18 protein-coding genes and 1 pseudogene are annotated in these 22,240 nt (G+C 67.1%); 6 read left to right on the forward strand and 13 right to left on the reverse strand.

Features of this window, described 5'->3' with window-relative positions; genetic code table 11:
* Window positions 1-174: 174 nt before the first annotated feature.
* The 8 genes from ACUTAF_RS11990 to ACUTAF_RS12025 all read right to left on the reverse strand — a co-directional run bounded on the left by ACUTAF_RS11990 (window position 175) and on the right by ACUTAF_RS12025 (window position 9,889).
* Window positions 175-2,331, reverse strand: coding sequence for a chemotaxis protein CheA (locus tag ACUTAF_RS11990; RefSeq protein WP_445580169.1), 2,157 nt, complete (start codon window positions 2,329-2,331; stop codon window positions 175-177).
* 14 nt (window positions 2,332-2,345) lie between these two features.
* Window positions 2,346-3,134 (reverse strand): protein phosphatase CheZ, encoded by a 789-nt coding sequence (locus ACUTAF_RS11995; RefSeq protein ID WP_445580170.1) that lies wholly within the window; start codon window positions 3,132-3,134, stop codon window positions 2,346-2,348.
* Between the two features lie 19 nt (window positions 3,135-3,153).
* Entirely contained in the window at window positions 3,154-3,528 is a 375-nt protein-coding gene (locus tag ACUTAF_RS12000; RefSeq protein ID WP_169968482.1) for a chemotaxis response regulator CheY, read from the reverse strand.
* A 91-nt stretch (window positions 3,529-3,619) separates the two neighbouring features.
* Window positions 3,620-4,366 (reverse strand): RNA polymerase sigma factor FliA, encoded by a 747-nt coding sequence (fliA, locus tag ACUTAF_RS12005; protein WP_445580171.1) that lies wholly within the window; start codon window positions 4,364-4,366, stop codon window positions 3,620-3,622.
* The gene (fleN, locus tag ACUTAF_RS12010; RefSeq protein WP_445580172.1) at window positions 4,363-5,193 is read right to left on the reverse strand and encodes a flagellar synthesis regulator FleN; all 831 of its coding nucleotides are present in this window, start codon (window positions 5,191-5,193) and stop codon (window positions 4,363-4,365) included. Before fleN ends, fliA begins: the two co-directional genes overlap by 4 nt.
* A gap of 89 nt (window positions 5,194-5,282) precedes the next feature.
* On the reverse strand, window positions 5,283-6,596 hold the full coding sequence (flhF, locus tag ACUTAF_RS12015) for a flagellar biosynthesis protein FlhF (protein WP_445580173.1): 1,314 nt from the start codon (window positions 6,594-6,596) through the stop codon (window positions 5,283-5,285).
* An 11-nt stretch (window positions 6,597-6,607) separates the two neighbouring features.
* The gene (gene flhA, locus ACUTAF_RS12020) at window positions 6,608-8,737 is read right to left on the reverse strand and encodes a flagellar biosynthesis protein FlhA (RefSeq protein ID WP_445580174.1); all 2,130 of its coding nucleotides are present in this window, start codon (window positions 8,735-8,737) and stop codon (window positions 6,608-6,610) included.
* 186 nt (window positions 8,738-8,923) lie between these two features.
* Complete coding sequence (locus ACUTAF_RS12025) at window positions 8,924-9,889, reverse strand: DMT family transporter (RefSeq protein WP_445580175.1); 966 nt, start codon at window positions 9,887-9,889, stop codon at window positions 8,924-8,926.
* Between the two features lie 267 nt (window positions 9,890-10,156).
* Here ACUTAF_RS12025 and ACUTAF_RS12030 point away from each other — a divergent pair.
* A pseudogene (locus ACUTAF_RS12030) lies at window positions 10,157-10,416 on the forward strand (DUF6316 family protein).
* A 15-nt stretch (window positions 10,417-10,431) separates the two neighbouring features.
* On the opposite strand, the gene ACUTAF_RS12035 reads toward ACUTAF_RS12030, so the two are convergent.
* The 5 genes from ACUTAF_RS12035 to ACUTAF_RS12055 form a co-directional block, all read right to left on the reverse strand.
* Window positions 10,432-11,421 carry an alpha/beta fold hydrolase gene (locus tag ACUTAF_RS12035; protein ID WP_445580176.1) on the reverse strand — a complete coding sequence of 330 codons (990 nt, stop codon included), beginning with the start codon at window positions 11,419-11,421 and terminating at the stop codon, window positions 10,432-10,434.
* Between the two features lie 215 nt (window positions 11,422-11,636).
* Entirely contained in the window at window positions 11,637-13,940 is a 2,304-nt protein-coding gene (gene metE / locus ACUTAF_RS12040) for a 5-methyltetrahydropteroyltriglutamate--homocysteine S-methyltransferase (RefSeq protein WP_445580177.1), read from the reverse strand.
* 136 nt (window positions 13,941-14,076) lie between these two features.
* Window positions 14,077-15,159, reverse strand: coding sequence for an extracellular solute-binding protein (locus tag ACUTAF_RS12045; protein ID WP_445580178.1), 1,083 nt, complete (start codon window positions 15,157-15,159; stop codon window positions 14,077-14,079).
* Between the two features lie 2 nt (window positions 15,160-15,161).
* A complete protein-coding gene (gene aguA / locus ACUTAF_RS12050; protein WP_445580179.1) occupies window positions 15,162-16,280 on the reverse strand; it encodes an agmatine deiminase in 1,119 nt (372 codons plus the stop codon).
* 96 nt (window positions 16,281-16,376) lie between these two features.
* Window positions 16,377-17,264 carry a LysR substrate-binding domain-containing protein gene (locus ACUTAF_RS12055; protein WP_445580180.1) on the reverse strand — a complete coding sequence of 296 codons (888 nt, stop codon included), beginning with the start codon at window positions 17,262-17,264 and terminating at the stop codon, window positions 16,377-16,379.
* 148 nt (window positions 17,265-17,412) lie between these two features.
* Between ACUTAF_RS12055 and metR the strand changes: the two genes are divergently transcribed.
* From metR to ACUTAF_RS12080, 5 genes are all read left to right on the forward strand, one after another.
* Window positions 17,413-18,330: a transcriptional regulator MetR gene (gene metR, locus ACUTAF_RS12060; protein ID WP_445580181.1), complete on the forward strand. Its 918-nt coding sequence runs from the start codon at window positions 17,413-17,415 to the stop codon at window positions 18,328-18,330.
* Between the two features lie 89 nt (window positions 18,331-18,419).
* On the forward strand, window positions 18,420-18,836 hold the full coding sequence (locus ACUTAF_RS12065) for a hypothetical protein (RefSeq protein ID WP_445580182.1): 417 nt from the start codon (window positions 18,420-18,422) through the stop codon (window positions 18,834-18,836).
* An 88-nt stretch (window positions 18,837-18,924) separates the two neighbouring features.
* Entirely contained in the window at window positions 18,925-19,149 is a 225-nt protein-coding gene (locus ACUTAF_RS12070; protein ID WP_445580183.1) for a DUF2933 domain-containing protein, read from the forward strand.
* A 15-nt stretch (window positions 19,150-19,164) separates the two neighbouring features.
* Window positions 19,165-19,836 carry a methyltransferase family protein gene (locus ACUTAF_RS12075; protein WP_445580184.1) on the forward strand — a complete coding sequence of 224 codons (672 nt, stop codon included), beginning with the start codon at window positions 19,165-19,167 and terminating at the stop codon, window positions 19,834-19,836.
* On the forward strand, window positions 19,833-22,226 hold the full coding sequence (locus ACUTAF_RS12080; protein ID WP_445580185.1) for a heavy metal translocating P-type ATPase: 2,394 nt from the start codon (window positions 19,833-19,835) through the stop codon (window positions 22,224-22,226). Before ACUTAF_RS12075 ends, ACUTAF_RS12080 begins: the two co-directional genes overlap by 4 nt.
* The last annotated feature ends 14 nt before the right edge of the window (window positions 22,227-22,240 follow it).

The raw sequence follows: 22,240 nt of genomic DNA on the forward strand, positions 1-22,240 counted from the left end.
ACTCCTAACGGGTATGCCGCGACGGCACCCCGATTCATGAAAGCCTTCGCGGCCTATCCGCCGCCCTCATCCGGCGCTGAGCGCCACCTTTTCCCTAGGGGGAGAAGGCTACGAGGAGGTCGTCGCTACGCGACTTCATGCCAACCGGCGCGGACAAGGCCCGCGCCGCACCCATCAGAAACGCCGAGCGTAGCGCTTGAGCATGCTCGGCACGTCGAGAATCAGGGCGATGCGCCCATCGCCGGTGATCGTGGCCCCGGACATGCCCGGCGTGCCCTGGAGCATCTTGCCCAGCGGCTTGATCACCACCTCCTCCTGGCCGACCAGCTGGTCGACGACGAAGCCGATGCGCTGGCTGCCGACGGTGAGAATCACCACATGGCCCTCGCGCTGCCCCTCGTGAAACGCCTGCGGCACCAGCCAGCGCTTGAGGTAGAACAGCGGCAGCGCCTTGTCGCGGACGATCACCACTTCCTGGCCGTCGACCACGTTGGTGCGCGACAGGTCGAGGTGGAAGATCTCGTTGACGTTGACCAGCGGGAAGGCGAAGGCCTGGTTTTCCAGCATCACCATCAGAGTCGGCATGATCGCCAGGGTCAGCGGCACCTTGATGACGATCCGCGAACCCTGGCCCTTCTGCGAGAACACGTTGACCGTGCCGTTGAGCTGGGCAATCTTGGTCTTGACCACGTCCATGCCGACCCCGCGGCCGGAGACGTCGGAAATCTCGGTCTTGGTCGAGAAGCCCGGGGCGAAGATCAGGTTGTAGCACTCCAGCTCGGTCAGGCGCTCGGCCGCATCCTTGTCCAGCAGGCCCTTCTCCACGGCCTTGGCGCGCAGGACATTGGCGTCCATGCCTTTGCCGTCGTCGCTGATCATCAGCAGGATATGGTCGCCCTCCTGCTCGGCGGACAGCACCACCCGACCGGTACGCGGCTTGCCGGCGGCCTCGCGCTCCTCCGGCGATTCGACACCGTGGTCGACGGCGTTGCGCACCAGGTGCACCAGCGGGTCGGCCAGGGCTTCGACCAGGTTCTTGTCGAGATCAGTCTCCTCGCCCACCAGCTCCAGGCTGATTTCCTTCTTCAGGCTGCGCGCCAAGTCACGGACCAGGCGCGGGAAGCGGCCGAAGACCTTCTTGATCGGCTGCATGCGGGTCTTCATCACCGCGGTCTGCAGGTCGGCGGTGACCACGTCGAGGTTGGACACCGCCTTGGACATGGCCTCGTCGCCGCTGTTGAGGCCCAGGCGCACCAGGCGGTTACGCACCAGCACCAGTTCGCCGACCATGTTCATGATCTCGTCCAGGCGCGCGGTATCGACCCGCACGGTGGTTTCCGCCTCGCTGGCCGCCGGCGCCTTGTCCGCTGCGGCGGCAGGCGCGGCAGGAGACTTGGGCGCAGCGGCTTCGGCCTTCGCGGCCGGCTTCGCAGACGCCGTAGCCGGCTTGGCCGGGGCAACCGGGGCGGCCGCGGCCTCGACGGGCGGGGCGAACTTGCCCTTGCCGTGCAACTGGTCGAGCAGGGATTCGAACTCGTCGTCGGTGATCTCGTCGCTGGCCGGCGTCACGCTTGCCGCAGGCGCCGCCGCGACCGGCGCCGAGGCCTCGGCCACGGTGGAGAACTGGCCCTTGCCATGCAGCTGATCGAGCAGCGCCTCGAATTCGTCGTCGGTGATCTCGTCGCTCGTCGGCGCGGGCGCGGCGGCGCCGGACGGGCTCTCGGTCGGCGCGGAGAACTGCCCCTTGCCATGCAACTGATCGAGCAGTGCCTCGAATTCGTCGTCGGTGATCTCCTCGCTGCTCGGCACGCCGTCGTCGGCCGGTGCCTCGCCGAGGGCATCGAGCAGCTGTTCGAACTCACTGTCGGTGATATCGCCGCAGGCCGCGACAGGTTCCGGCTCCGCCGCGGCAGCCGGCGCCACGGCAGCGGGCTCGGCGCCGGCCGGTTCGGCCAGACGCGCCAGCGCCGCCAGCAGCTCCGGCGAGGCCGGCGTCGGCTCGCTGCGTTCGCGCACCTGGCCGAACATGCCGTTGACCGCATCCAGGGCTTCGAGCACCACGTCCATCAGCTCGGCATCGACGCGCCGCTCACCCTTGCGCAGGATGTCGAAGACGTTCTCGGCGATATGGCAGCATTCCACCAGTTCGTTGAGCTGGAGGAAGCCCGCCCCGCCCTTGACGGTGTGGAAGCCGCGAAAGATGGCGTTGAGCAGGTTCATGTCGTCAGGGCGGCTTTCCAGCTCCACCAACTGCTCGGACAGCTGTTCGAGAATCTCGCCGGCCTCTACCAGGAAGTCCTGGAGGATTTCTTCATCGGCGCCGAAGCTCATAGGGGGGGAACTCCTTAGAATCCAAGACTGGACAGCAGGTCGTCGACATCGTCCTGACTGGAGGCGACGTCATCACGCTTATCGGCATGAATCTGCGGACCTTCACCCCGAGATGGCTCTTTTAGCGTTTCCTGTTCGGCGCGCAGCGCGTCGTGGTCGTGCTGAATGCCGGCGAAGCGGTCGACCTGACTGGCCATCAGCACCAGCTTGAGCAGGTTGCTTTCCACCTCGGTGACCAGTTGAGTGACGCGCTTGATCACCTGGCCGGTCAGGTCCTGATAGTCCTGCGCCAGCAGGATGTCGTTGAGGTGCCCGGACAGCTTGCCGCTGTCGCGCTCGCTGCGGGCGAGAAAGAGCTCGATGCGCTTGGCCAGCTCGCGGAAACCGTCGGCGCCCATCTCACGACGCATGAAGCGGCCCCATTCGGCGCTCAGGCTCTGCGCCTCGTCGCCGAGATCGTTGACCAGCGGCGCGCTCTGCTCGACCAGGTCCATGATGCGGTTGGCCGCCCGTTCGGTCATGGTCACGACGTAGTTGAGACGCTCGGTGGCATCGGCGATCTGCGACAGCTCCTGGGCGTGCGGCATGCGCGGATCGATCTGGAAATTGACGATGGCGTTGTGCAGCTCACGGGTGAGCTTGCCGACTTCGTGATACAGGCCGTGGTCGCGGACCTTGTTCAGTTCGTTGATCAGTTGCACCGCGGCGCCGAAGTCGCCTTTTTCCAGGCTGTCGACCAACTCGCGGGCATTGGTTTTCAGGGTCGACTCGAGGTCACCCAGCGTGGAGTCATCGTGTTCCATAGCACCCTCGCGGCTGACATCAGCCGTTTACCCGCTCGAAGATCTTCTCGATCTTTTCCTTCAGCACCTGGGCAGTGAAGGGCTTGACCACATAGCCGTTCACCCCGGCCTGGGCAGCCTCGATGATCTGGTCACGCTTGGCTTCAGCGGTAACCATCAGCACCGGCAGGTGCTTGAGCCGTTCGTCGGCGCGCACCGCGCGCAGCAGGTCGATGCCGGTCATGCCGGGCATGTTCCAGTCGGTCACCAGGAAGTCGAAGCTGCCGCTCTGCAGCATCGGCAAGGCCGAAGTGCCGTCGTCGGCCTCGGCGGTGTTGGTGAAACCCAAGTCCCGCAAGAGGTTCTTGATGATCCGTCGCATCGTCGAGAAATCGTCAACGATGAGGATTTTCATGTTCTTGTCCAAGTCGACCTCCGTACAGTCCCAAACGCATTGCGCTCGCAATGACGTCCTTTAATCGTGAAACCGGCCGAGCAGCCAGGCTTCAGCTGGCGCGCCACTCACCCAGGCGCGCGCGCAGACGCGCTGCGCACTGGCTGTGCAACTGACTGACGCGCGACTCGCTGACCCCCAGCACTTCACCGATCTCCTTCAAATTCAGCTCTTCATCGTAATACAGCGCCAGCACCAGACGTTCGCGCTCCGGCAGGCCGGCGATGGCCTCTGCCAGTGCCTTCTGGAAACGTTCGTCTTCGAGGTCCCGCGATGGTTCGGGCGGGGAATGCCCGGCGTCTTCGTGCAGAGCGCCGTGCTCGCCGTCCTGCATCAGGTCGTCGAAACTGAACAGGCGGCTGCCCAAAGTGTCGCCAAGGATGCCGTAGTAATCCTCGAGACTCAATTGGAGTTCGGCCGCAACCTCCTGATCTTTAGCGTCGCGTCCGGTTCTGGCCTCCACCGCGCGGATCGCGTCGCTGACCATGCGGCTGTTGCGGTGCACCGAACGCGGCGCCCAGTCGCCCTTGCGCACCTCGTCGAGCATGGCGCCACGGATGCGGATGCCGGCAAAGGTCTCGAAGCTGGCACCCTTGCCGGCGTCGTACTTACGCGAGGCCTCGAGCAGGCCGATCATGCCCGCCTGGATCAGGTCGTCGACCTGCACGCTGGCCGGCAGACGGGCCAGCAGGTGATAGGCGATACGCTTGACCAGCGGCGCATAGCGCTCGATCAACTGGTGCTGGGAGTCCCGTGCCTGCGCCTTGTTGTACATACGAAGTCCAGAAGCTGCTGTCATACGGCGCTGTCTGCCGTCGGTTGCTGCACCAGACGCTCGACGAAAAACTCCAGATGGCCGCGGGGGTTGGCCGGCAGCGGCCAGCTATCGACCTTTTGGGCTATCGCCTTGAACGCCAGAGCGCACTTGGATCGCGGGAAGGCTTCGTAGACGGCGCGCTGCTTCTGCACGGCCTTGCGCACGCACTCGTCGTAGGGCACGGCGCCGACATACTGCAGGGCGACATCGAGGAAACGATCGGTGACCTTGGTCAGCTTAGCAAAGAGGTTGCGCCCTTCCTGGGGGCTATGTGCCATGTTGGCCAGGACGCGGAAGCGGCTGATGCCGTGATCGCGATTGAGCAGCTTGATCAGCGCGTAGGCGTCGGTGATCGAAGTGGGCTCGTCGCATACCACCACGAGGATCTCCTGGGCGGCGCGCACGAAACTCACCACCGCATCGCCGATGCCGGCGGCGGTGTCGATCACCAGCACGTCGAGGTTCTCGCCGATCTCGCTGAACGCCTGGATCAGCCCGGCATGCTGCATCGGCGAGAGGTTGACCATGCTCTGCGTGCCGGAGGCCGCCGGCACGATGCGGATCCCGCCCGGCCCCTGCAGCAGCACGTCGCGCAGATCGCATTCGCCGGCGATCACGTCGGCCAGGGTGCGCTTGGGCGCGAGCCCCAGCAGGACGTCGACGTTGGCCAGACCGAGGTCGGCGTCCATCAGCATCACCCGGCGACCGAGGTCGGCCAGGGCCATCGATAGATTCACCGACACATTGGTCTTGCCGACGCCACCCTTGCCGCCGGTCACCGCGATCACCTGTACGGGATGCATACCCATGTCTTACACACCTTGTCTAACTTCGACTTGGCCCTTCGGCCGTTCACTCCGGCGGCTTGCCGCCGGTGGCTGTCACATTCTCGTCGTCTTCAGCCGGCGCGCCGCGCCGGGTTCTGGTAGAGGCCGGCGAACAGCTGCGCCATGGCGTCCTCGCTCGGCTCGTCGGCAGCCTGCAGGCCCACCGCACGGCTGACCAGCTGATGGCTGCGCGGCACCTGCAGGTCGTCCGGAATCCGCGGGCCGTCGGTGACATAGGCTACCGGCAGATGCTGGCCTATAGCCAGAGCCAAAACCTCGCCAAGGCTCGCCGCCTCGTCCAGCTTGGTCAGTATGCAGCCTGCCAGGCCGCAGCGCTTGTAACTATGGTAGGCGGCCTTGAGCACCTGGTTCTGGCTGGTGGCCGCCAGCACCAGATAGTTCTTCGCCTGGATGCCGCGCCCCGCCAGGCTGTCCAGCTGCAGGCGCAGCGCCGGGTCGCTGCTCGGCAGCCCTGCGGTGTCGATCAGCACCACGCGCTTCTTCGCCAGCGGCGCAAGCGCCTGCAGCAGCGACTGGCCGGGATCGACCTGGGTCACCGACACGCCGAGGATGCGGCCCAGGGTCTTGAGCTGCTCCTGCGCACCGATGCGGTAGCTGTCCATGCTGACCAGGGCGACCTGCTGCGCGCCGTGCTTGAGCACATAACGGGCGGCCAGCTTGGCCAGGGTGGTGGTCTTGCCCATGCCGGCCGGACCGACCAGGGCGATAACCCCGCCCTCCTCGAGCGGCTCGACCTGCGGCGTCTTGATCGCATGCGCCAGGTGGGCCAGCAGCATGCGCCAGGCCTGGCGCGGCTCGGCGACGTCGGCGACCTTGTTCAGCAGCGCCTGCGCCAGATCGGCGGGCAGGCCCATGCGCTGCAGGCGGCGCCAGAGGTTGGCCTGCTGCGGACGACGGTTCTGCAGCTGCCCCCAGGCGATGGAGCCCAGTTGCACTTCGATCAGCTCGCGCAGGCCGTTGAGCTCGAAGCGCATGGCGTCCAGCGCGTACGGATCGACCCCGGGCTGCGTCGGCGCGGGCTCGGCTGCCGGTCGCTGCGGCTTGACCGGGGTCACCGGCAGCTCCGGCGCCACCAGCGATTCATTGGCGAACAGCTGGCGATCCTTGCCGGCGTCCTGCTCGGCGCGGGTGGCCAGCTCGGCCTGGGCGCTGGCGATGCGCGCCTGGGTCTTGCGCAGCTCGGCCTCCAGGGCGGGATTGGGCCGCACCGGCGCAGGCGTCACCTGGTAGTCCAGCGCCGCTGTCAGCTCGACGCCGCCGGCCACCCGGCGATTGCCGATGATCGCGGCGTCGGCGCCCAGCTCGTCTCGCACCAGTTTCATGGCGGTCCGCATATCGGCGGCGAAGAAGCGTTTGACCTGCATGACCCTTTACCTCAGTTCTGGCCCACAGTGGCGACTATGGTGACCTGCTTGTTGTCCGGAATTTCCTGGTAGGCCAGCACGTGCATGCTGGAGACCGCCAACCGCGCGAAGCGCGACAGCATCGCCCGGATCGGACCGGCCACCAGCAGGATCACCGGCTTGCCGAGCATTTCCTGGCGCTGCGCCGCTTCCACCAGGGAACGCTGCAGCTTCTCGGCCATGCCCGGTTCGAGGAGGATGCCATCCTCGCTGCCCTGACCGGCCTTCTGCAGACTGTTCAGCAATATCTGTTCCAACCTTGGCTCGAGGGTGATCACAGGCAGCTCCGGCTCTAGTCCCACGATGCTTTGCACGATGGCGCGGGCCAGCGCCACGCGAACCGCGGCGACCATCGCGGCGGGATCTTGACTCTTCGGCGCGACGTTGGCGATCGCCTCGGCGATGGTGCGGATGTCGCGCACCGGCACCTGCTCCTGCAGCAGTGCCTGCAGCACCTTGAGCAGGGTCGACAGCGACACCAGGCCCGGCACCAGCTCCTCGGCCAGCTTCGGCGAGCTCTTGGCCAGCAGCTGCATCAGTTGCTGCACCTCTTCGTGACCGAGCAGCTCGTGGGCATGCTTGTGCAGGATCTGGTTGAGGTGGGTGGCGACCACCGTGCTGGCGTCGACCACCGTATAGCCCAGCGACTGCGCCTGATCGCGCTGGCTGGGATCGATCCACACCGCCTCCAGGCCGAACGCCGGATCTTTGGCGGCGATGCCGTTGAGCGGGCCGAACACCTGGCCGGGGTTGATCGCTAGCTCGCGGTCCGGATAGACCTCGGCCTCGGCCACGCTGACGCCCATCAGCGTCAGACGATAGGCGTTGGGCGCCAGGTCGAGGTTGTCGCGGATATGCACCGAGGGCATGAGGAAGCCCATCTCCTGCGACAGCTTCTTGCGTACCCCCTTGATCCGCGCCAGCAACTGGCCACCCTGGTTGCGGTCGACCAGCGGGATCAGGCGGTAGCCCACCTCCAGGCCGACCATGTCCACCGGGGTGACGTCGTCCCAGCCCAGTTCCTTGACCTCCTGCGCCTTCTGCGCCGGCAGCAGCTCCTGCTGGCGCTGGACCTCCTTGAGCTCGGCCTCCTGCACCGCGCGCTTCTTGTGCGCGATCCAGTAGGCGCCGGCGGCGGCCAGCAGCCCCAGACTGATGAAGGAGAAATGCGGCATGCCCGGCACCAGGCCCATGGCGATCAGGATCGCCGCCGCCACCGCCAGCGCCCGGGGCGAGGCGAACATCTGCCGCTGCACCTGCGAGCCCATGTCCTCGGAAGTGGACACGCGGGTCACCATCACCGCGGCGGCGGTCGACAGCAGCAGCGACGGGATCTGCGCCACCAGGCCGTCGCCGATGGTCAGCAGGGTGTAGACCTTGCCGGCGTCGGCAAAGGCCAGGCTGTGCTGTAGCACACCGATGGCGATGCCGCCGATCAGGTTGATGAACAGGATCAGCAGACCGGCGATGGCGTCGCCGCGGACGAACTTGCTGGCACCGTCCATCGAGCCGTAGAAGTCAGCCTCCTGCGCCACCTCGCTACGGCGGCGCTTGGCCTCGGCCTGATCGATCAGGCCGGCGTTGAGATCGGCGTCAATCGCCATCTGCTTGCCGGGCATGGCATCGAGGGTGAAGCGCGCGCTTACCTCGGAGATGCGCCCGGCGCCCTTGGTGACCACCACGAAGTTGATGATCATGAGGATGGCGAACACCACGATACCGACCACGTAGTTGCCGCCGATCACCACTTCGCCGAAGGCCTGGATCACCTGCCCCGCCGCGCCGTGGCCCTCGTGGCCGTTGAGCAGTACCACGCGGGTCGAGGCCACGTTCAGCGCCAGGCGCAGCAGGGTGGCCGCCAGCAGGATGGTGGGGAACACGGCGAAATCCAGCGGGCGCAGCGCGTAGATGCTGACCAACAACACGACGATGGACAGGGCCAGGCTGAAAGTGAACAGCACGTCGAGCAGAAACGGCGGGATCGGCAGCATGACCATGCCGAGCATGACCAGCAGCAGCAGGGGAATACCCAGGTTGCCGTGGCGCAGGCCCGCCAGGTTGCTGCGTACCTCACCGATGATTTGTGCGCGATCTACTGCCACGTCGCTACCCCAGCCGATTCAATCTTTTGACGCGAAATTGCGCCCTGCCGGGGAGATGGCAAGAAACATTCCAGTTTTATCAAGCAGGTCAAAAAGATGGGCGATTACCCGCCGCCGCGTTCGGCAGCGCCGCAGGCACTGCCGGCAGGAGGATAGTGCCGTGCAAGACGCCCCCCCACCGACCGGCTAGCTCGACGCCAGTTGCTGACGCGCCCGGCGTGCCCGCCAGGTCTTCACCAGCGACGGGCCCAGGGCGGTCAGCGCCGAGCCGAACACCACCAGCACGGCGCCGCCATAGGCGATGCCGTTGACCTGCTCGGGCTGCACGTGATCCGGCCACCAGCTGGCCGCCAGGGCCACCGAGACGAAGGTGACCAGCGGGGTGATGGCCAGGGTGGCGCTGACCCGCGACGCCTCCCAGTGCGCCAGCGCCTCGGCGAAGGCGCCGTAGGCCACCAGGGTATTGAGGCAGCAGGCCAGCAGCAGCCAGCCCTGCAGCGGGCTCAACTGCAGCGCCTGCGACGGATGGGCCCAGGGCGTCAGCAACAGCGCGCAGGCCAGGTAGATCACCATCATCGCCTGTACCGAGCTCCACAGCGTCAGCAACTGCTTCTGCGCCAGGCCGTAGAAGGTCCAGACGAAGGCCGCCGCCAGTACGATCAGCACCCCGGCGGTGTAGGCGGTGAGCGAGGTCAGCAGCTCGCCCAGGCGCTGGTTGAAGAACAGCACGAAACCCAGCAGCAGGATGGCCAGGCCGACGCCCTGACCCAGGCTGAAGCGCTCGCGGAACACGAACAGGCTGCTGACCAGCAGCAGGATCGGCGCCACCTGGATCACCAACTGAGTGGTGCCGGGGCTGAGCAGTTTCAGCCCGACCAGATAGAGCACGTAATTGGCGGTCAGGCCGCCGATGGCCAGCACCAGCAACCAGGCGCCCTTGCGCCCCAGCGGGCGAAAGCGCGGCAGGCGACGGGACGCGGCCAGATAGGCGAACAGCAGCGAGCCGGCCACTGCCAGGCGATACCAGGTGACGGTGACCGGGTCCATCACCTGCAGCACTTCCTTGAGCTTGATCGGCAGGATACCCCAGAGCACGGCGGTGGTCAGGGCGAGCAGCAGGCCGTAGAGCCAACGGCCGGAGGAGATATGCATGGCGACCTCGAACGGGCGGCCGGCAGAGCGCTGCCGCCGCAAAGCGCCATTCTAGGGGGTGCCCCGCCACCGCCACAGTGACAGTTGCCCCCCCTTTGCACCGGGCAACTGTACCGCTGCATACGATCGTTCGGCATTACGCCGCCAGCCCCCCGGCCAGAAGCCTGCCGCAGCGAGGCGATATCGACCGCTGGTCGCCTCGCCCGGCAGACGGCGAAGGGCCCAGTAGACTCAAATCATCCAGCCCCTGCACATGGAGCCCGCGCCATGTTTGGCCAACGCAGCGCCGACCCTCATCCCGCAACGCATTACCGCAGCTCGCGCGTCAGCGCCGTCAATGGCCAGTATTTCTTCGCCACCCGCGAGGGACGCTGGAAGGTCCTTACGCCTCACGCCACGAGGCCGAACTGAGCGTCGTTCGCTATATCGATCGGGTGACCACGGCCGACAAGCTGCTGCGCCACAGCAGCGAGGGCATCGACAGCCTGCATCGCCGCAAGACGTTCAAGCAGAACCAGGAACTCTGAGCGCCCTGCCCCGCCTCACAACCGCGCCAGCCCCAGATCCTGCCGGTGCGCCGCCAGATGCGGCAGCACTGCGGCCAGCAGCGACTCCTTGAACGCCTCCTGAAAACGGTGGGCCAAACCCGGAATCAGCTTGAGTTCGGCGCCCTCGATATGCGCCGCCACGTGCACGCCGTGCATCACCGGCAACAGCGGATCGGCGGTGCCGTGCACCACCAGGGTCGGCACCTGCAGGCGATTGAGCAGTTCGACCCGGCTCGGCTCGGCGAGTATCGCCAGCAACTGGCGCTGCACGCCTTCGGGGTTGAAGGCGCGGTCGTAGGCGATCTGCGCCTGCTCGAGCAGCTGCGCGCGGTCGTCCTGCACCGCCGGGCTGCCCAGGGCTGCGAGCAGATCGGCCTGCTGCTGCAGCGCCGCCTCGCGACTGGCCGCCTCGCGCCGCGCCAGCAGTTGCAACAGCGCCTCGTCCGGAGCCGGCAGGCCCTGGGCGCTGGAGCTGGTCATCACCAGCGTCAGGCTGAGCACCCGCTGCGGTGCCAGGTCGGCCAGATGCTGGGCGATCATGCCGCCCATACTCGCGCCCAGCACATGAAAGTTCGTCACGCCCAGGCGGTCCATCAGACCCAGGGCATCGCCGGCCATGTCGCGCAGATGATAGGGCGCGCCCAGCGACAGGCCGAAGCGATAGCGCAGCGCCTCGTAGCCCAGGTTGATCACCGGCGCCGGCTGCCGCCAGCTGCTCAGGCCGACGTCGCGATTGTCGAAGCGAATCACCCGGAAGCCCTGCAGGCATAGGCGCTCGACCACCTCGTCGGGCCAATGGATCAGCTGCCCGCCCAGGCCCATGACCAGCAGCAGCGCCGGGTCGCGCTCGCTGCCGATGCTCTGGTAGGCCAGGCGTACCTCGCCGACCTCGGCGTAACGGGTCGGTTGCTCGAGTTCGCAGCGATTCGCCGCAACGCTGGACAGGCCGCACAGCAGTGCCGCCAGGAAAATCAATGCACGCATGAAAACACCAAAAACGCAGAACCCCACTGAAGCGCGAGTCTGGTGAAAGTCATTCGAGGGCGCTGCCACAGACCCATGACAATTTGATGAAGGAGGACGAGCGGTCGGACGCACGGTGACCCGGGACGCCAGCCGGAGCGTCGCGGCTCGCGGCTAAAGCCCCTCCCACAGATCGTTGTTGCCGTGGCAGGGGCCTTAGCCGCCCCCCAAGGCACTCAGGCCAGCTCGGCGCGCAGCTGCCGGGCCGCGGCGACCATGTTCACCAACGCCGCCTCGGTCTCCGGCCAGGCGCGGGTCTTCAGGCCGCAGTCGGGGTTGACCCACAGCCGCTCGAGCGGGATGCGCCGGGCCGCCTTGCGCAGCAGGCCGGCCATCTCGGCACTGTCCGGCACACGCGGCGAGTGGATGTCGTAGACGCCCGGGCCGATCTCGTTGGGATAGGCGAAGCGCTCGAAGGCCTCCAGCAGCTGCATGGCCGAACGCGAGGTTTCGATGGTGATGACGTCGGCGTCCATCGCGGCGATGGCCTCGATCACCTCGTTGAACTCGCTGTAGCACATGTGGGTGTGGATCTGCGTCTCATCGCGCACCCCGCCAGCCGCCAGGCGGAAGGCCTCGGTGGCGCAGTCCAGGTAGCCCTGCCAGGCCTCCCGGCGCAGCGGCAGCCCCTCGCGGAGCGCCGCCTCGTCGATCTGGATGATGCCGATGCCGGCCGCTTCCAGATCCAGCACCTCGTCGCGGATGGCCAGCGCCAGCTGGCGCGCCTGCACCTCGCGCGGCACATCCTCACGCGCAAAGGACCACATCAGCATGGTCACCGGCCCGGTCAGCATGCCCTTCATCGGCTTGGCGGTCAGGCCCTGGGCATAGCGGATCCAGTCCAGCGTCATGGCCTGCGGGCGGCTCAGGTCGCCGACTATCACCGCCGGCTTGACGCAGCGCGAACCGTAGCTCTGCACCCAACCGAAGCGGGTGAAGGCGTAGCCGTCCAGCTGCTCGGCGAAATACTCGACCATGTCGTTGCGCTCGGCCTCGCCATGCACCAGCACGTCCAGGCCGAGGGCTTCCTGCACCTCGACGGCATGGCGGATCTCGCTGCGCATCGCTTCGGCGTAATCGTCCGCACTGAGCGTGCCGGCCCTGAACGCCTGCCGCGCCTGGCGGATGGCAGCGGTCTGCGGGAAGGAACCTATGGTCGTGGTGGGCAGCAACGGCAGTTGCAGGCGCGCGCGCTGCTTGCCGCGGCGCGCGGCAAAGGGCGACTGGCGCAGACCAGCGGCGGGCTCCAGTGCCGTCAGCCGTGCCTGCACATCTGGCTTATGGATACGCGGCGAGGCGGCGCGCGCGGCCTGCACGGCGCGGCTCTGCGCCAGTGCGGCGAGCACCTCGGCGTCCTCCGGCGCAGCCAGTGCCTTGCCCAGCAGCGCGACCTCGCGGCACTTCTGCACGGCGAAGGCCAGCCAGCTTTTCAGTTCGGCGTCCAGTTGGTCCTCGCGCGCCAGGTCCACCGGGCTGTGCAGCAGCGAGCAGGACGGCGCCACCCAAAGCCGCTCGCCCAGGCGCTCATGGGCCTGTTGCAGGATCGCCAGCACTTTCTCCAGATCGGTGCGCCAGACATTGCGGCCGTTGACCACGCCGAGCGACAGCACCTTGTAGGCCGGCAGGCGGTCGAGAATGCTCGGGAACTGCTGCGGCGCACGCACCAGGTCGATATGCAGACCGTCCACCGGCAGATTGGCGGCCAGGCCGAGGTTGTCCTCCAGGCCGCCGAAATAGGTGGCGATCAGCTTCCGGCACGGTTCGCGCTGGATCAGGTTATAGGCGCGCTCGAAGGCGTTCTTCCAGTCCTGCGGCAGGTCCAGCGCCAGGATCGGCTCGTCGATCTGCACCCAGTCCACGCCCTGGGCGGCCAGGCGCTGGAGAATCTCGCCGTAGACCGGCAGCAGGCGTTCGAGCAGTTCCAGGCGGTCGAACGCGCCGCCCTTGCTCTTGCCCAGCCACAGGTAGGTCAGCGGGCCGATCAGCACTGGTTTGACGGCGTGGCCAAGGGCATGGGCTTCGGCGACTTCCTCGAACAGCTGCTCCCAGCTCAGGGCGAACTGCTGGTCGGCGGCAAACTCCGGCACCAGGTAGTGGTAGTTGGTATCGAACCACTTGGTCAGCTCCTGGGCATGAGCGCCGCCGCAGCAGCCGTGCTGGCTGTTGTTTACAGAAACCCCGCGCGCCATGGCGAACAGGGTGTCCAGGGTCGGCTTGCCGTTGGCCGGGCGGAAACGCTGGGGAATCACGCCGAAGGCCAGGGAATGTGTGAGCACCTGGTCGTACCAGGCGAAGTCGCCGACCGGCAGCAGCGCGATGCCGGCGTCCTTCTGCAGCTGCCAATGCTCGGCACGCAGGCGCTGGCCGACGGCGCGCAGGCCGGCTTCGTCCAGCTCGCCACGCCAGTGGGCTTCGAGAGCTTTCTTCAGCTCGCGGTCGCGGCCGATACGTGGAAAGCCGAGGTTGTGTGCCAGTGCCATGAGTCCATCTCCGTATTCGTCAATGGCGACATTGTCGGCACCGACTAAAACTGAGACAAACTCAATAAATTCGCCACAAACACAAAAAACATTCATGTTGCGCGAAGCGCCCGCCACCGGCGCCTCGCATCGGCACTCAGGTGCCCGACTTGAAGCGGCTGAACGCCCGCGTCAGCGCCCGATTGAAACCGGGGCTGTTGTCGTTCTTGGTGTACAGCCGCGCCCGCACCTCGGCTGGCGGATAGGTGCCGGGGTCGGCCAGGATCGACGGATCGACCGTGGCGTCGGCCGCCGGCACGGCGTTGGCGTAGTAGACCGAGTTGGTGATGGCGCCGATCACCTCGGGGCTCATCAGATGGTCCATCAAGGCCAGGGCCGCTTGCGGATGCGGTGCGTCCTTCGGCACCACCATGGCGTCGAACCAGATCTGCGCCCCCTCGCGCGGAATGCTGTAGCGGATCGCATAAGGCTTGCCGGCCTGCTCGGCCTGGCCGGCAGCGATGGCCACGTTGCCGTTCCACGACATGGCCAGGCAGGTGTCGCCGTTGGCCAGATCGGCGATGTTGCGGTCGTTGTCGAAGTAGCGGATGTAGGGCCGCACCTTGGCCAGCTGCGCCTCGGCCTGCTTGAGGTCATCGAGGTCCTGCCGGTTGATGTCCAGCCCGAGGTAGCTGAACGCGGCGGCGAACACCTCGTTGGGGTCGTTGAGAAAGCTCACTCCGCAGTCGGCGAAGCGCGAGACCACAGCCGGGTCCAGCAGCATGGCCCAGCTGTCTACCGGCGCCTCGCTCATGCGAGCGGCAATCGCCTGCTGCTGGTAGCCGATGCCGGTGGTGCCCCACAGGTAGATGCCGGCATGGCGGTTGCCCGGATCGAAGGAGGCCATGTGCCTGGCGAACTCCGCGCCGATACCGCTGAAATGCGGCAGCGCCGTCTTGTCCAGCGGTTGCAGCGCGCCACTCTGAATCGCCCGCTGCAGGTGCTGGCCGGCGGTCAGCACCAGATCGTAGCCACTGCGCCCGGTGAGCAGCTTGGTCTCCACCGTCTCCAGCGAGTCGAAGTGATCGACCACCACCCGGATGCCGGTCCTGGCCTCGAACGACGAGAGGGTGTCCGGCGCCAGGTACTCGTTCCAGATATACAGGTTGACCTGCTTCTCCGGCGCCGCCTGGGCGGCGGCGCACAAGCCAAGGGCGAGGCTCAGTGCGAGGCGGCGCATGACTACACCTCCTGACGCCGCGGCGCGGCATATTGCGGCATGGTGATGCAGGCGACGTTGCCGCCGCCAAGCAGGATTTCCCGAGAGTTCTCGATGCCGAGGATGCGGTGCCGGGGGAACAGCTCAGCCAGGGTGGCCTGGGCGACGCGGTCGTTGGGGTCGCCGAACAGCGGCAGGACGATGGCCGAGTTGCCGGCGTAGTAATTGATGTAGGAGGCGCAGATCCGCATGCCGGCCTGGCGGGTATGGGTGGCGTCGTCCTGGTCCAGGCCTTCGGCCTCGACCGCCGTCCACTCCAGCACCCGCGGCTGCGGTAGCTTGTGCACCTCGAGCGCGCGGCCCCGGACGTCGCGGCTGCTGCGCAGGATGTCGTAGGCCTCCTGGTAGATCTCCCACTGCGGGTCGCTGCGGTCGTCGGTCCACTGCATCACCACCACGCCGGGGCGCACGAAGCAGGCCAGGTCGTCGATATGGCCGTCGGTCTCGTCGAACTTGCAGCCGCGCGGCAGCCAGATCACCTGCTCGGCGCCGAGGTAGTCGCAAAGGCGCCGAGTCATCTCGTCCTTGCCCAGGTGGGCGTTGCGGTTGCGATTGAGCAGGCACTGCTCGGTGGTCAGCAGGGTGCCCTGGCCGTCGCTCTGGATGCCGCCCATCTCGGCGATGAAGGGCGCGCGGTAACGGTCGAAGCCTTCGATCTCGAGGATCTTCTGGGCGATCTGGTCGTCCTTGTCCCAGGGATAGTAGAGACCACCGTCGAGGCCGCCATAGGCGTTGAACTCGAAGTCCACGCCGCGGATCTCGCCGGTCGCATCGTTGAGCAGAAAGGCAGGGCCGCTGTCGCGGAACCAGGTGTCGTTGCAGGTCATCTCCAGCACCCGCACCTGCGCCGGCAGCTGGCGGCGAGCATTGGCGTACTGCGCCGCCGAGGCGCACACGGTGACCGGCTCGCTGCTGGCGATGGCGCTGACGATCTCGACCCAGACCTTCTGCGCCGGCTTGCCGCCATTGCGCCACACGTCCGGGCGCTCCGGCCAGCCGAGCCAGCAGCGGCTTTTGGGTGCGAATTCGCCGGGCAGGCGGAAGCCGTCGGCCTTGGGCAGGGAAGTCAGGGTACGGGCCATGGTGCAGGTCTCGTAGGTGGCTGGAAGTAGCCCGACAGTACCCGCGGCACAACGCCCGCGACCAATGACGATAATCGCGGAAACCTTGAATGAAATTCAGATATCAGCGAGCTGATCGATGAACCATTCGATGAACTGCGCCACCGCCGGCTTGTCCAGGCGCAGCCGTTCGCAGACCAGCGCGTACTGCCCAAGCGAGGCCACCTGGGCGGCGAACGGGCGTACCAGGCGGCCGCTGGCCAGGTCCTCGGCGCTGGTCAGGTTGTCGCCGATGGCCACGCCCTGGCCGCGCGCGGCGGCCTCCATGGTCAGGCCGGCGTGACCGAGGTAGAGGTGGCGCGCCGGCTGGATGTCGCCGGCGTGGGTGGTCAGCCAGGCGGTCCAGGTCTTGCCGTCCTGGTCGTCGTGCAGCAGGCAGTGGCGCGCGAGATCGCGCGGATGCTTGAGCGGCTGCTGGTTGAACAGCCCCGGGCTGCACACCGGGAAGAACTGCAGGGTCGGCAGCGGCCGCACGAAGTAGGCGCTGGCGTCCTCCGGTCCGGTGCCGTAGGTGATCGCCAGGTCGATCTCGGCGCCGGGCAGCGGCGCCTCCAGCGGCTGCTCGTGCAGGTGCAGGGTGATCTGCGGATGGCGTTCGCTGAAATCGGCCAGCCGGCCGACCAGCCACTTCTGCGCCAGCTCGGCGGTCACCGCGATGCGCAGCTGCGCCTGCGAGCCGGGGTCGCGCAGCTCGTCGCAGGCATCAAGGATCAGCTCGAACGCCTGCTGCAGGCTGCGCAGCAGGCGCCGCGCCTGGGGCGTCGGGCGCACCTGGCGGCCGTCGCGCTGAAACAGCGGTGTGCCGAGCTGCTCCTCCAGCTGACGGATCTGGTGGCTGACCGCGCTGTCGGTGACGCACAGCTCGGCGGCGGCGCGGCCGAAATGGGCATGCCGGGCGGCGGCCTCGAAGGTGCGCAGGGCGGTGAGGGAAGGCAGTCGGCGCATAACCCGGCTCCGCGACAAGGAAGACGGCATGCTGGCGCAGACGCCCCTGGCCGGCAAGTCGCCGGCTCGACAGCCGGCTTTCCATGAAGGAAACTCACCTGGAAAACGTACGCCTATAAGTTTCATTCATTCCACAGGTAGCCGAAGCATGCTCGAACTGCGCCATCTCAAGACCCTGCACGCCCTGCGCGAGACCGACAGCCTGGTCGAGGCCGCCGAGCGCCTGCACCTGACCCAGTCGGCGCTGTCGCACCAGTTCAAGGAGCTGGAGGAGCGTCTGGGCCTGCAACTCTTCGTGCGCAAGACCAAGCCGGTGCGCTTCACCAGCGCCGGCCTGCGCCTGCTGCAGCTGGCCGACGCCGCCCTGCCTCTGCTGCGCGGCGCCGAACGCGACCTGGCGCGCCTGGCCGGCGGCACCGCGGGACGCCTGCACATGGCCATCGAATGCCACAGCTGCTTCCAGTGGCTGATGCCGACCATCGACCAGTTCCGCGACGCCTGGCCGGAGGTGGAGCTGGACCTGGCCTCAGGCTTTTCCTTCGCCCCGCTGCCGGCGCTGGCCCGTGGCGATCTCGATCTGGTGGTGACCTCGGATCCCATCGAGCTGGCCGGCATCACCTATGTGCCGCTGTTCACCTACGAGGCCATGCTCGCCGTGGCCAACCAGCACCGCCTGGCGGGCAAGGCCTTTATCCAGCCCGAGGACCTGGCCAGCGAAACCCTGATCACCTACCCGGTGGAACGCGACCGCCTGGACATCTTCACCCGCTTCCTCGAGCCGGCCGACGTGGAACCGGCGCAGGTGCGCACCTCGGAGCTGACGGTGATGATGATGCAACTGGTGGCCAGCGGCCGCGGCGTATGCGGCCTGCCCAACTGGGCGCTGCATGAGTACAGCTCGCGCGGCTACGTCAGCGCCAAGCGCCTGGGCGACAAGGGCCTGTTCGCCACCCTGTATGCCGCCATCCGCACCGATATGCTCGATGCGCCGTTCATGCGCGACTTCCTGCTGACCGCCAAGGACACCTCCTTCGCCAGCCTGGAGGGGGTCAGCGTGGCGCGCTGACGCCACTGGCGCCCGTTGATCTGGATCAAGGCGATTTGCCTGCAACGGGTCTTTACTGGAATTAGTTTTCCTAAGCCTGCGGCCCCGCCATGATCCAAGCCCTGCGCCAACGCCAATCGAGGCTTGCCGGACACCTGGCGGCGCTGTGGTTCATGCTGTTCGTTGCCTGCTCACTCGTCCACGTCGGTAGCCATGCGCATGCGGATGAGCACCCAGCCGAAGCGTCGGCCAGCGTTCTCGGTCTTCATGGGGCGGCCGAGTTCCTGCAGCTCACCGGCTGCCACGACTCGGCCGGCTCCGGCATGGACGAGAGCGGCATCGCCCTGCAGAACATCCCGCTCAGCCAACTGCTGTCGCTGCTGGCACTGGCGGCGCTGATCGCGATGCCCGGCCTGCTCGCCCTGACCGCCGGGCTGCGCGATCGAGTGCTGTGTATCGCCCCCTCCGCCCACGCCCCCGGTTTCCCGCCGCCCCTGCACCTGCGACTGCAGCGTTTCAACGAGTAACCCCGACTCTTCCAGTGCAGTCCACCGCCTGCCCGCGCCGGTCATTCGCCGCGCCGGCAGGCTCCCCCCGATTACTGGAGAGTCCGCCATGTCGCACGATCACCGCCCGGCCCCTGCGGCCACCACTCCCTGGCGCTTCTGGCCTGCCCTGGCGGTATTCGCCGGGATCGCCCTGCTGCTGCTCTGGGAGGAACACGAGGCGCACCTGCTCGGCGCCCTGCCCTATCTGGTCCTGCTGCTCTGCCCGTTTATGCATCTGTTTATGCATCACGGCAATGGTCGGGATAAAGACGACCCGCACGATCACCACTGAGCCGGGAGACAGTCTATGGAACATGCGACCTCAGCCTACGGCTTGTGGGGCCTGGTGATAGTCAACTCACTGGTGTTCATCCTGTTCGCCTTCAGCTTCTTCAAGCCCAACAGTCCGCGGGACTGGCGCACCTTCGGCACCTTCGCGGCCTTTATCGTCGCGCTGTTCGTCGAGATGTACGGCGTGCCACTGCCCCTCTACCTGCTGGCCGGCTGGTTGCAGAGCCGCTACCCGCAACTCGACCCGCTGTCCCACGATGCAGGCCACCTGTGGAACAGCCTGCTCGGTCTCCAGGGCGATCCGCACTTCGGCGCACTGCACTTTCTCAGCAATCTGCTGATCGTTGCCGGCTTCTGGCTGCTGGCCAGCGCCTGGCGCGTGCTCTACCGCGCGCAGCAGGCCGGCGAGCTGGCCGACAGCGGCCCCTACGCGCGTATCCGCCATCCGCAATACGTGGCCTTCGTACTGATCATGCTGGGCTTCCTGTTGCAGTGGCCGACCCTGCTGACCCTGCTGATGTTCCCCGTCCTGCTGCTGATGTACGTGCAGCTGGCCAAGCGCGAGGAGCAGGAGATGCTCGTGCACTTCGGCGAGACCTATCGCCGCTACCGCGACGCCACCCCGGCCTTCCTGCCCTGGCCAACGGCCCGTCCGCACGCCGCCGCGGACACGAGGAAGCAACCATGAACCACTTGCCCATGCCGCAGCCCACGGCAACCCACGATGGCCAGGAACAGGTGCTCGATCCGGTGTGCGGGATGGTCGTCGACCCGGCCACGGCCAGCGCCAGCGTCGAGTTCGCAGGCACCCGCTACTGGTTCTGCTCGGCCCATTGCCGCGACGAGTTCCTGCGCGATGCGCCGCGTTACGCCAGAGGCCGCGCCGCCCAGCCGTGTCAGCACGAGCACCAGCCGGCGCCGGCTACCGCCACGCCGGCGAGCACAGGCAAGCAACTGGCGAAGGACCCGATCTGCGGGATGATGGTGGACAAGGCCACCGCGCTGTCGCGTGAGCGCGGCGGGCGCACCTATTACTTCTGCAGCGACAGCTGCGTGCGCACCTTCGAGTCGCCGGAGGCCGAGCTCAAGGCCATGCAGACCCGTGTGGCCATCGCCCTGACCGGGGTGCTGGCCCTGGCCCTGCTGCGCGCCGGCGCCTTTATCGGCCTGGCCACCGGCGCCATGCTGATGAGCTGGGTGCCGTTCGACGCACTGCCGTTCTTCACCTGGGGCATGTGGCTGTTCCTGCTGGTGACGCCAGTGCAGTTCATCGGCGGCTGGAGCTTCTACAAGGGCGCGTGGAATGCCATTCGCACGCGCAATATCAACATGGATTTCCTTATCGCCATGGGCACCTCGGTGGCCTACTTCTACAGCGTGGCGGTGCTGTTCTTTCCCGAGGTGCTGCCGGTCAAGGTGGGCGAGCGTGAGGTCTATTTCGAGGTCTCGGCGGTGATCATCGCCTTCGTCCTGCTGGGCAAGTACATGGAGGAGATCATCAAGAAGAAATCCTCGGCCGCGGTGCGCCGTCTGCTCGACCTCAAGCCGGCCATCGCCCACGTGATCCGCGACGGCGAGGAAGTCGACCTGCCGGTGGAGAACGTCATGGTCGGCGAGATGCTGGTGGTCAAGCCCGGCGAGAAGATTCCCACCGACGGCGAGGTCAGCGAAGGCCAGACGAGCGTCGACGAGTCGATGCTGACCGGCGAATCGATGCCGGTGGACAAGCGCCCGGGCAGCGCGGTGATCGGCGGCACCCTCAACCGCAGCGGGGTGTTCCGCTTCAAGGCCAGCCGGATCGGCGCCGACACGGCGCTGGCGCAGATCATCAGGATGGTCGAGGAGGCGCAGGGCAGCACCGCGCAGATCCAGCGCCTGGCCGATCAGGTCACCGCCTACTTCGTCCCGGCAGTGGTCGGCGTGGCCTTCCTGGCGCTGTTCGGCTGGTGGCTGGCCGGCAGCTTTCCCCAGGGGCTGATGGCCTTTATCGCGGTGCTGATCATTTCCTGTCCCTGCGCGCTCGGCGTGGCCACCCCCGCCGCGCTGATGGTGGGGGTCGGCAAGGGCGCCGATAACGGCATCCTGATCCGCGGCGGCGAAGTGCTGGAGCGGGCGGAGAAGCTCTCCACCGTGGTGTTCGACAAGACCGGCACCATCACCCGCGGCGAACCCGAGCTGACCGACCTGCTGGCCTTCGGCGACGCCACCGAGGACGAGGTGCTGCAACTGGCCGCCGCCGTGGAATCCGGCTCCGAACATCCGCTGGGCGCGGCCATCGTCCGCGCCGCCCGCCAGCGTGGCATGCGCCTGCCGAAGGCCAGTGGGATAGAGGGCATCGCCGGCCATGGCATCGCCGGCACGGTCGAAGGGCGCACCGTCTGGCTGGGCAACCGGCGCCTGTTCGCCCGCGAGGGGATCGCCAGCGCAGAGGCCGAGGCGACCCTGGTCGCCCTGGAAGCCGATGGCAAGACCGCCATGCTGGTCGGCGTCGGGCAGCGCCTGCTCGGGGTGATCGCCGTGGCCGACACGGTCAAGCCGGAGGCGGCCGAAGCGGTCGCGGCGCTGCTCGCCGACGGCATCCAGGTGGTGCTACTGAGCGGCGACAACCGGCGCACCGCCGAGGCGGTGGCGCGCCAGGTCGGCATCGGCCGGGTGATCGCCGAGGTGCTGCCGGACGACAAGGTCGCGGTGATCCGCCAGCTACAGGGCGAGGGCCAGGTGGTGGCCATGGTCGGCGACGGCGTCAACGACGCCCCGGCCCTGGCCGCGGCCGAGATCGGCATCGCCATCGGCTCGGGCTCCGACGTGGCCAAGGAGACCGGCAGCATCATCCTGATCCGCGACGACGTGCGCGACGTAGTGGCCGCGATCCAGCTGTCGCGCGCGACCATGCGCAAGATCAAGCAGAACCTGTTCTGGGCCTTTATCTACAACAGCATCGGCATTCCCATCGCAGCCTTCGGCCTGCTCAACCCGATCCTGGCGGCCGCCGCCATGGCCCTGTCGTCGCTGTCGGTGATCGTCAATTCCGCTCTGCTCAAGCGTGTACGCCTGGGCAGTCTTCGCCACACCCCGTAAACCACGCAGGAGCA

The organism is Pseudomonas sp. SP16.1, from assembly GCF_052682975.1.

What these genes read in the sequence shown, in the direction of transcription:
- ACUTAF_RS11990 (WP_445580169.1), bottom strand. Translation starts at nt 2,331, where the DNA reads ATGAGCTTCGGCGCCGATGAAGAAATCCTCCAGGACTTCCTGGTAGAG.
- ACUTAF_RS11995 (WP_445580170.1), bottom strand. Translation starts at nt 3,134, where the DNA reads ATGGAACACGATGACTCCACGCTGGGTGACCTCGAGTCGACCCTGAAA.
- ACUTAF_RS12000 (WP_169968482.1), bottom strand. Translation starts at nt 3,528, where the DNA reads ATGAAAATCCTCATCGTTGACGATTTCTCGACGATGCGACGGATCATC.
- fliA (WP_445580171.1), bottom strand. Translation starts at nt 4,366, where the DNA reads ATGACAGCAGCTTCTGGACTTCGTATGTACAACAAGGCGCAGGCACGG.
- fleN (WP_445580172.1), bottom strand. Translation starts at nt 5,193, where the DNA reads ATGGGTATGCATCCCGTACAGGTGATCGCGGTGACCGGCGGCAAGGGT.
- flhF (WP_445580173.1), bottom strand. Translation starts at nt 6,596, where the DNA reads ATGCAGGTCAAACGCTTCTTCGCCGCCGATATGCGGACCGCCATGAAA.
- ACUTAF_RS12025 (WP_445580175.1), bottom strand. Translation starts at nt 9,889, where the DNA reads ATGCATATCTCCTCCGGCCGTTGGCTCTACGGCCTGCTGCTCGCCCTG.
- ACUTAF_RS12035 (WP_445580176.1), bottom strand. Translation starts at nt 11,421, where the DNA reads ATGCGTGCATTGATTTTCCTGGCGGCACTGCTGTGCGGCCTGTCCAGC.
- metE (WP_445580177.1), bottom strand. Translation starts at nt 13,940, where the DNA reads ATGGCACTGGCACACAACCTCGGCTTTCCACGTATCGGCCGCGACCGC.
- ACUTAF_RS12045 (WP_445580178.1), bottom strand. Translation starts at nt 15,159, where the DNA reads ATGCGCCGCCTCGCACTGAGCCTCGCCCTTGGCTTGTGCGCCGCCGCC.
- aguA (WP_445580179.1), bottom strand. Translation starts at nt 16,280, where the DNA reads ATGGCCCGTACCCTGACTTCCCTGCCCAAGGCCGACGGCTTCCGCCTG.
- ACUTAF_RS12055 (WP_445580180.1), bottom strand. Translation starts at nt 17,264, where the DNA reads ATGCGCCGACTGCCTTCCCTCACCGCCCTGCGCACCTTCGAGGCCGCC.
- metR (WP_445580181.1), top strand. Translation starts at nt 17,413, where the DNA reads ATGCTCGAACTGCGCCATCTCAAGACCCTGCACGCCCTGCGCGAGACC.
- ACUTAF_RS12065 (WP_445580182.1), top strand. Translation starts at nt 18,420, where the DNA reads ATGATCCAAGCCCTGCGCCAACGCCAATCGAGGCTTGCCGGACACCTG.
- ACUTAF_RS12070 (WP_445580183.1), top strand. Translation starts at nt 18,925, where the DNA reads ATGTCGCACGATCACCGCCCGGCCCCTGCGGCCACCACTCCCTGGCGC.
- ACUTAF_RS12075 (WP_445580184.1), top strand. Translation starts at nt 19,165, where the DNA reads ATGGAACATGCGACCTCAGCCTACGGCTTGTGGGGCCTGGTGATAGTC.
- ACUTAF_RS12080 (WP_445580185.1), top strand. Translation starts at nt 19,833, where the DNA reads ATGAACCACTTGCCCATGCCGCAGCCCACGGCAACCCACGATGGCCAG.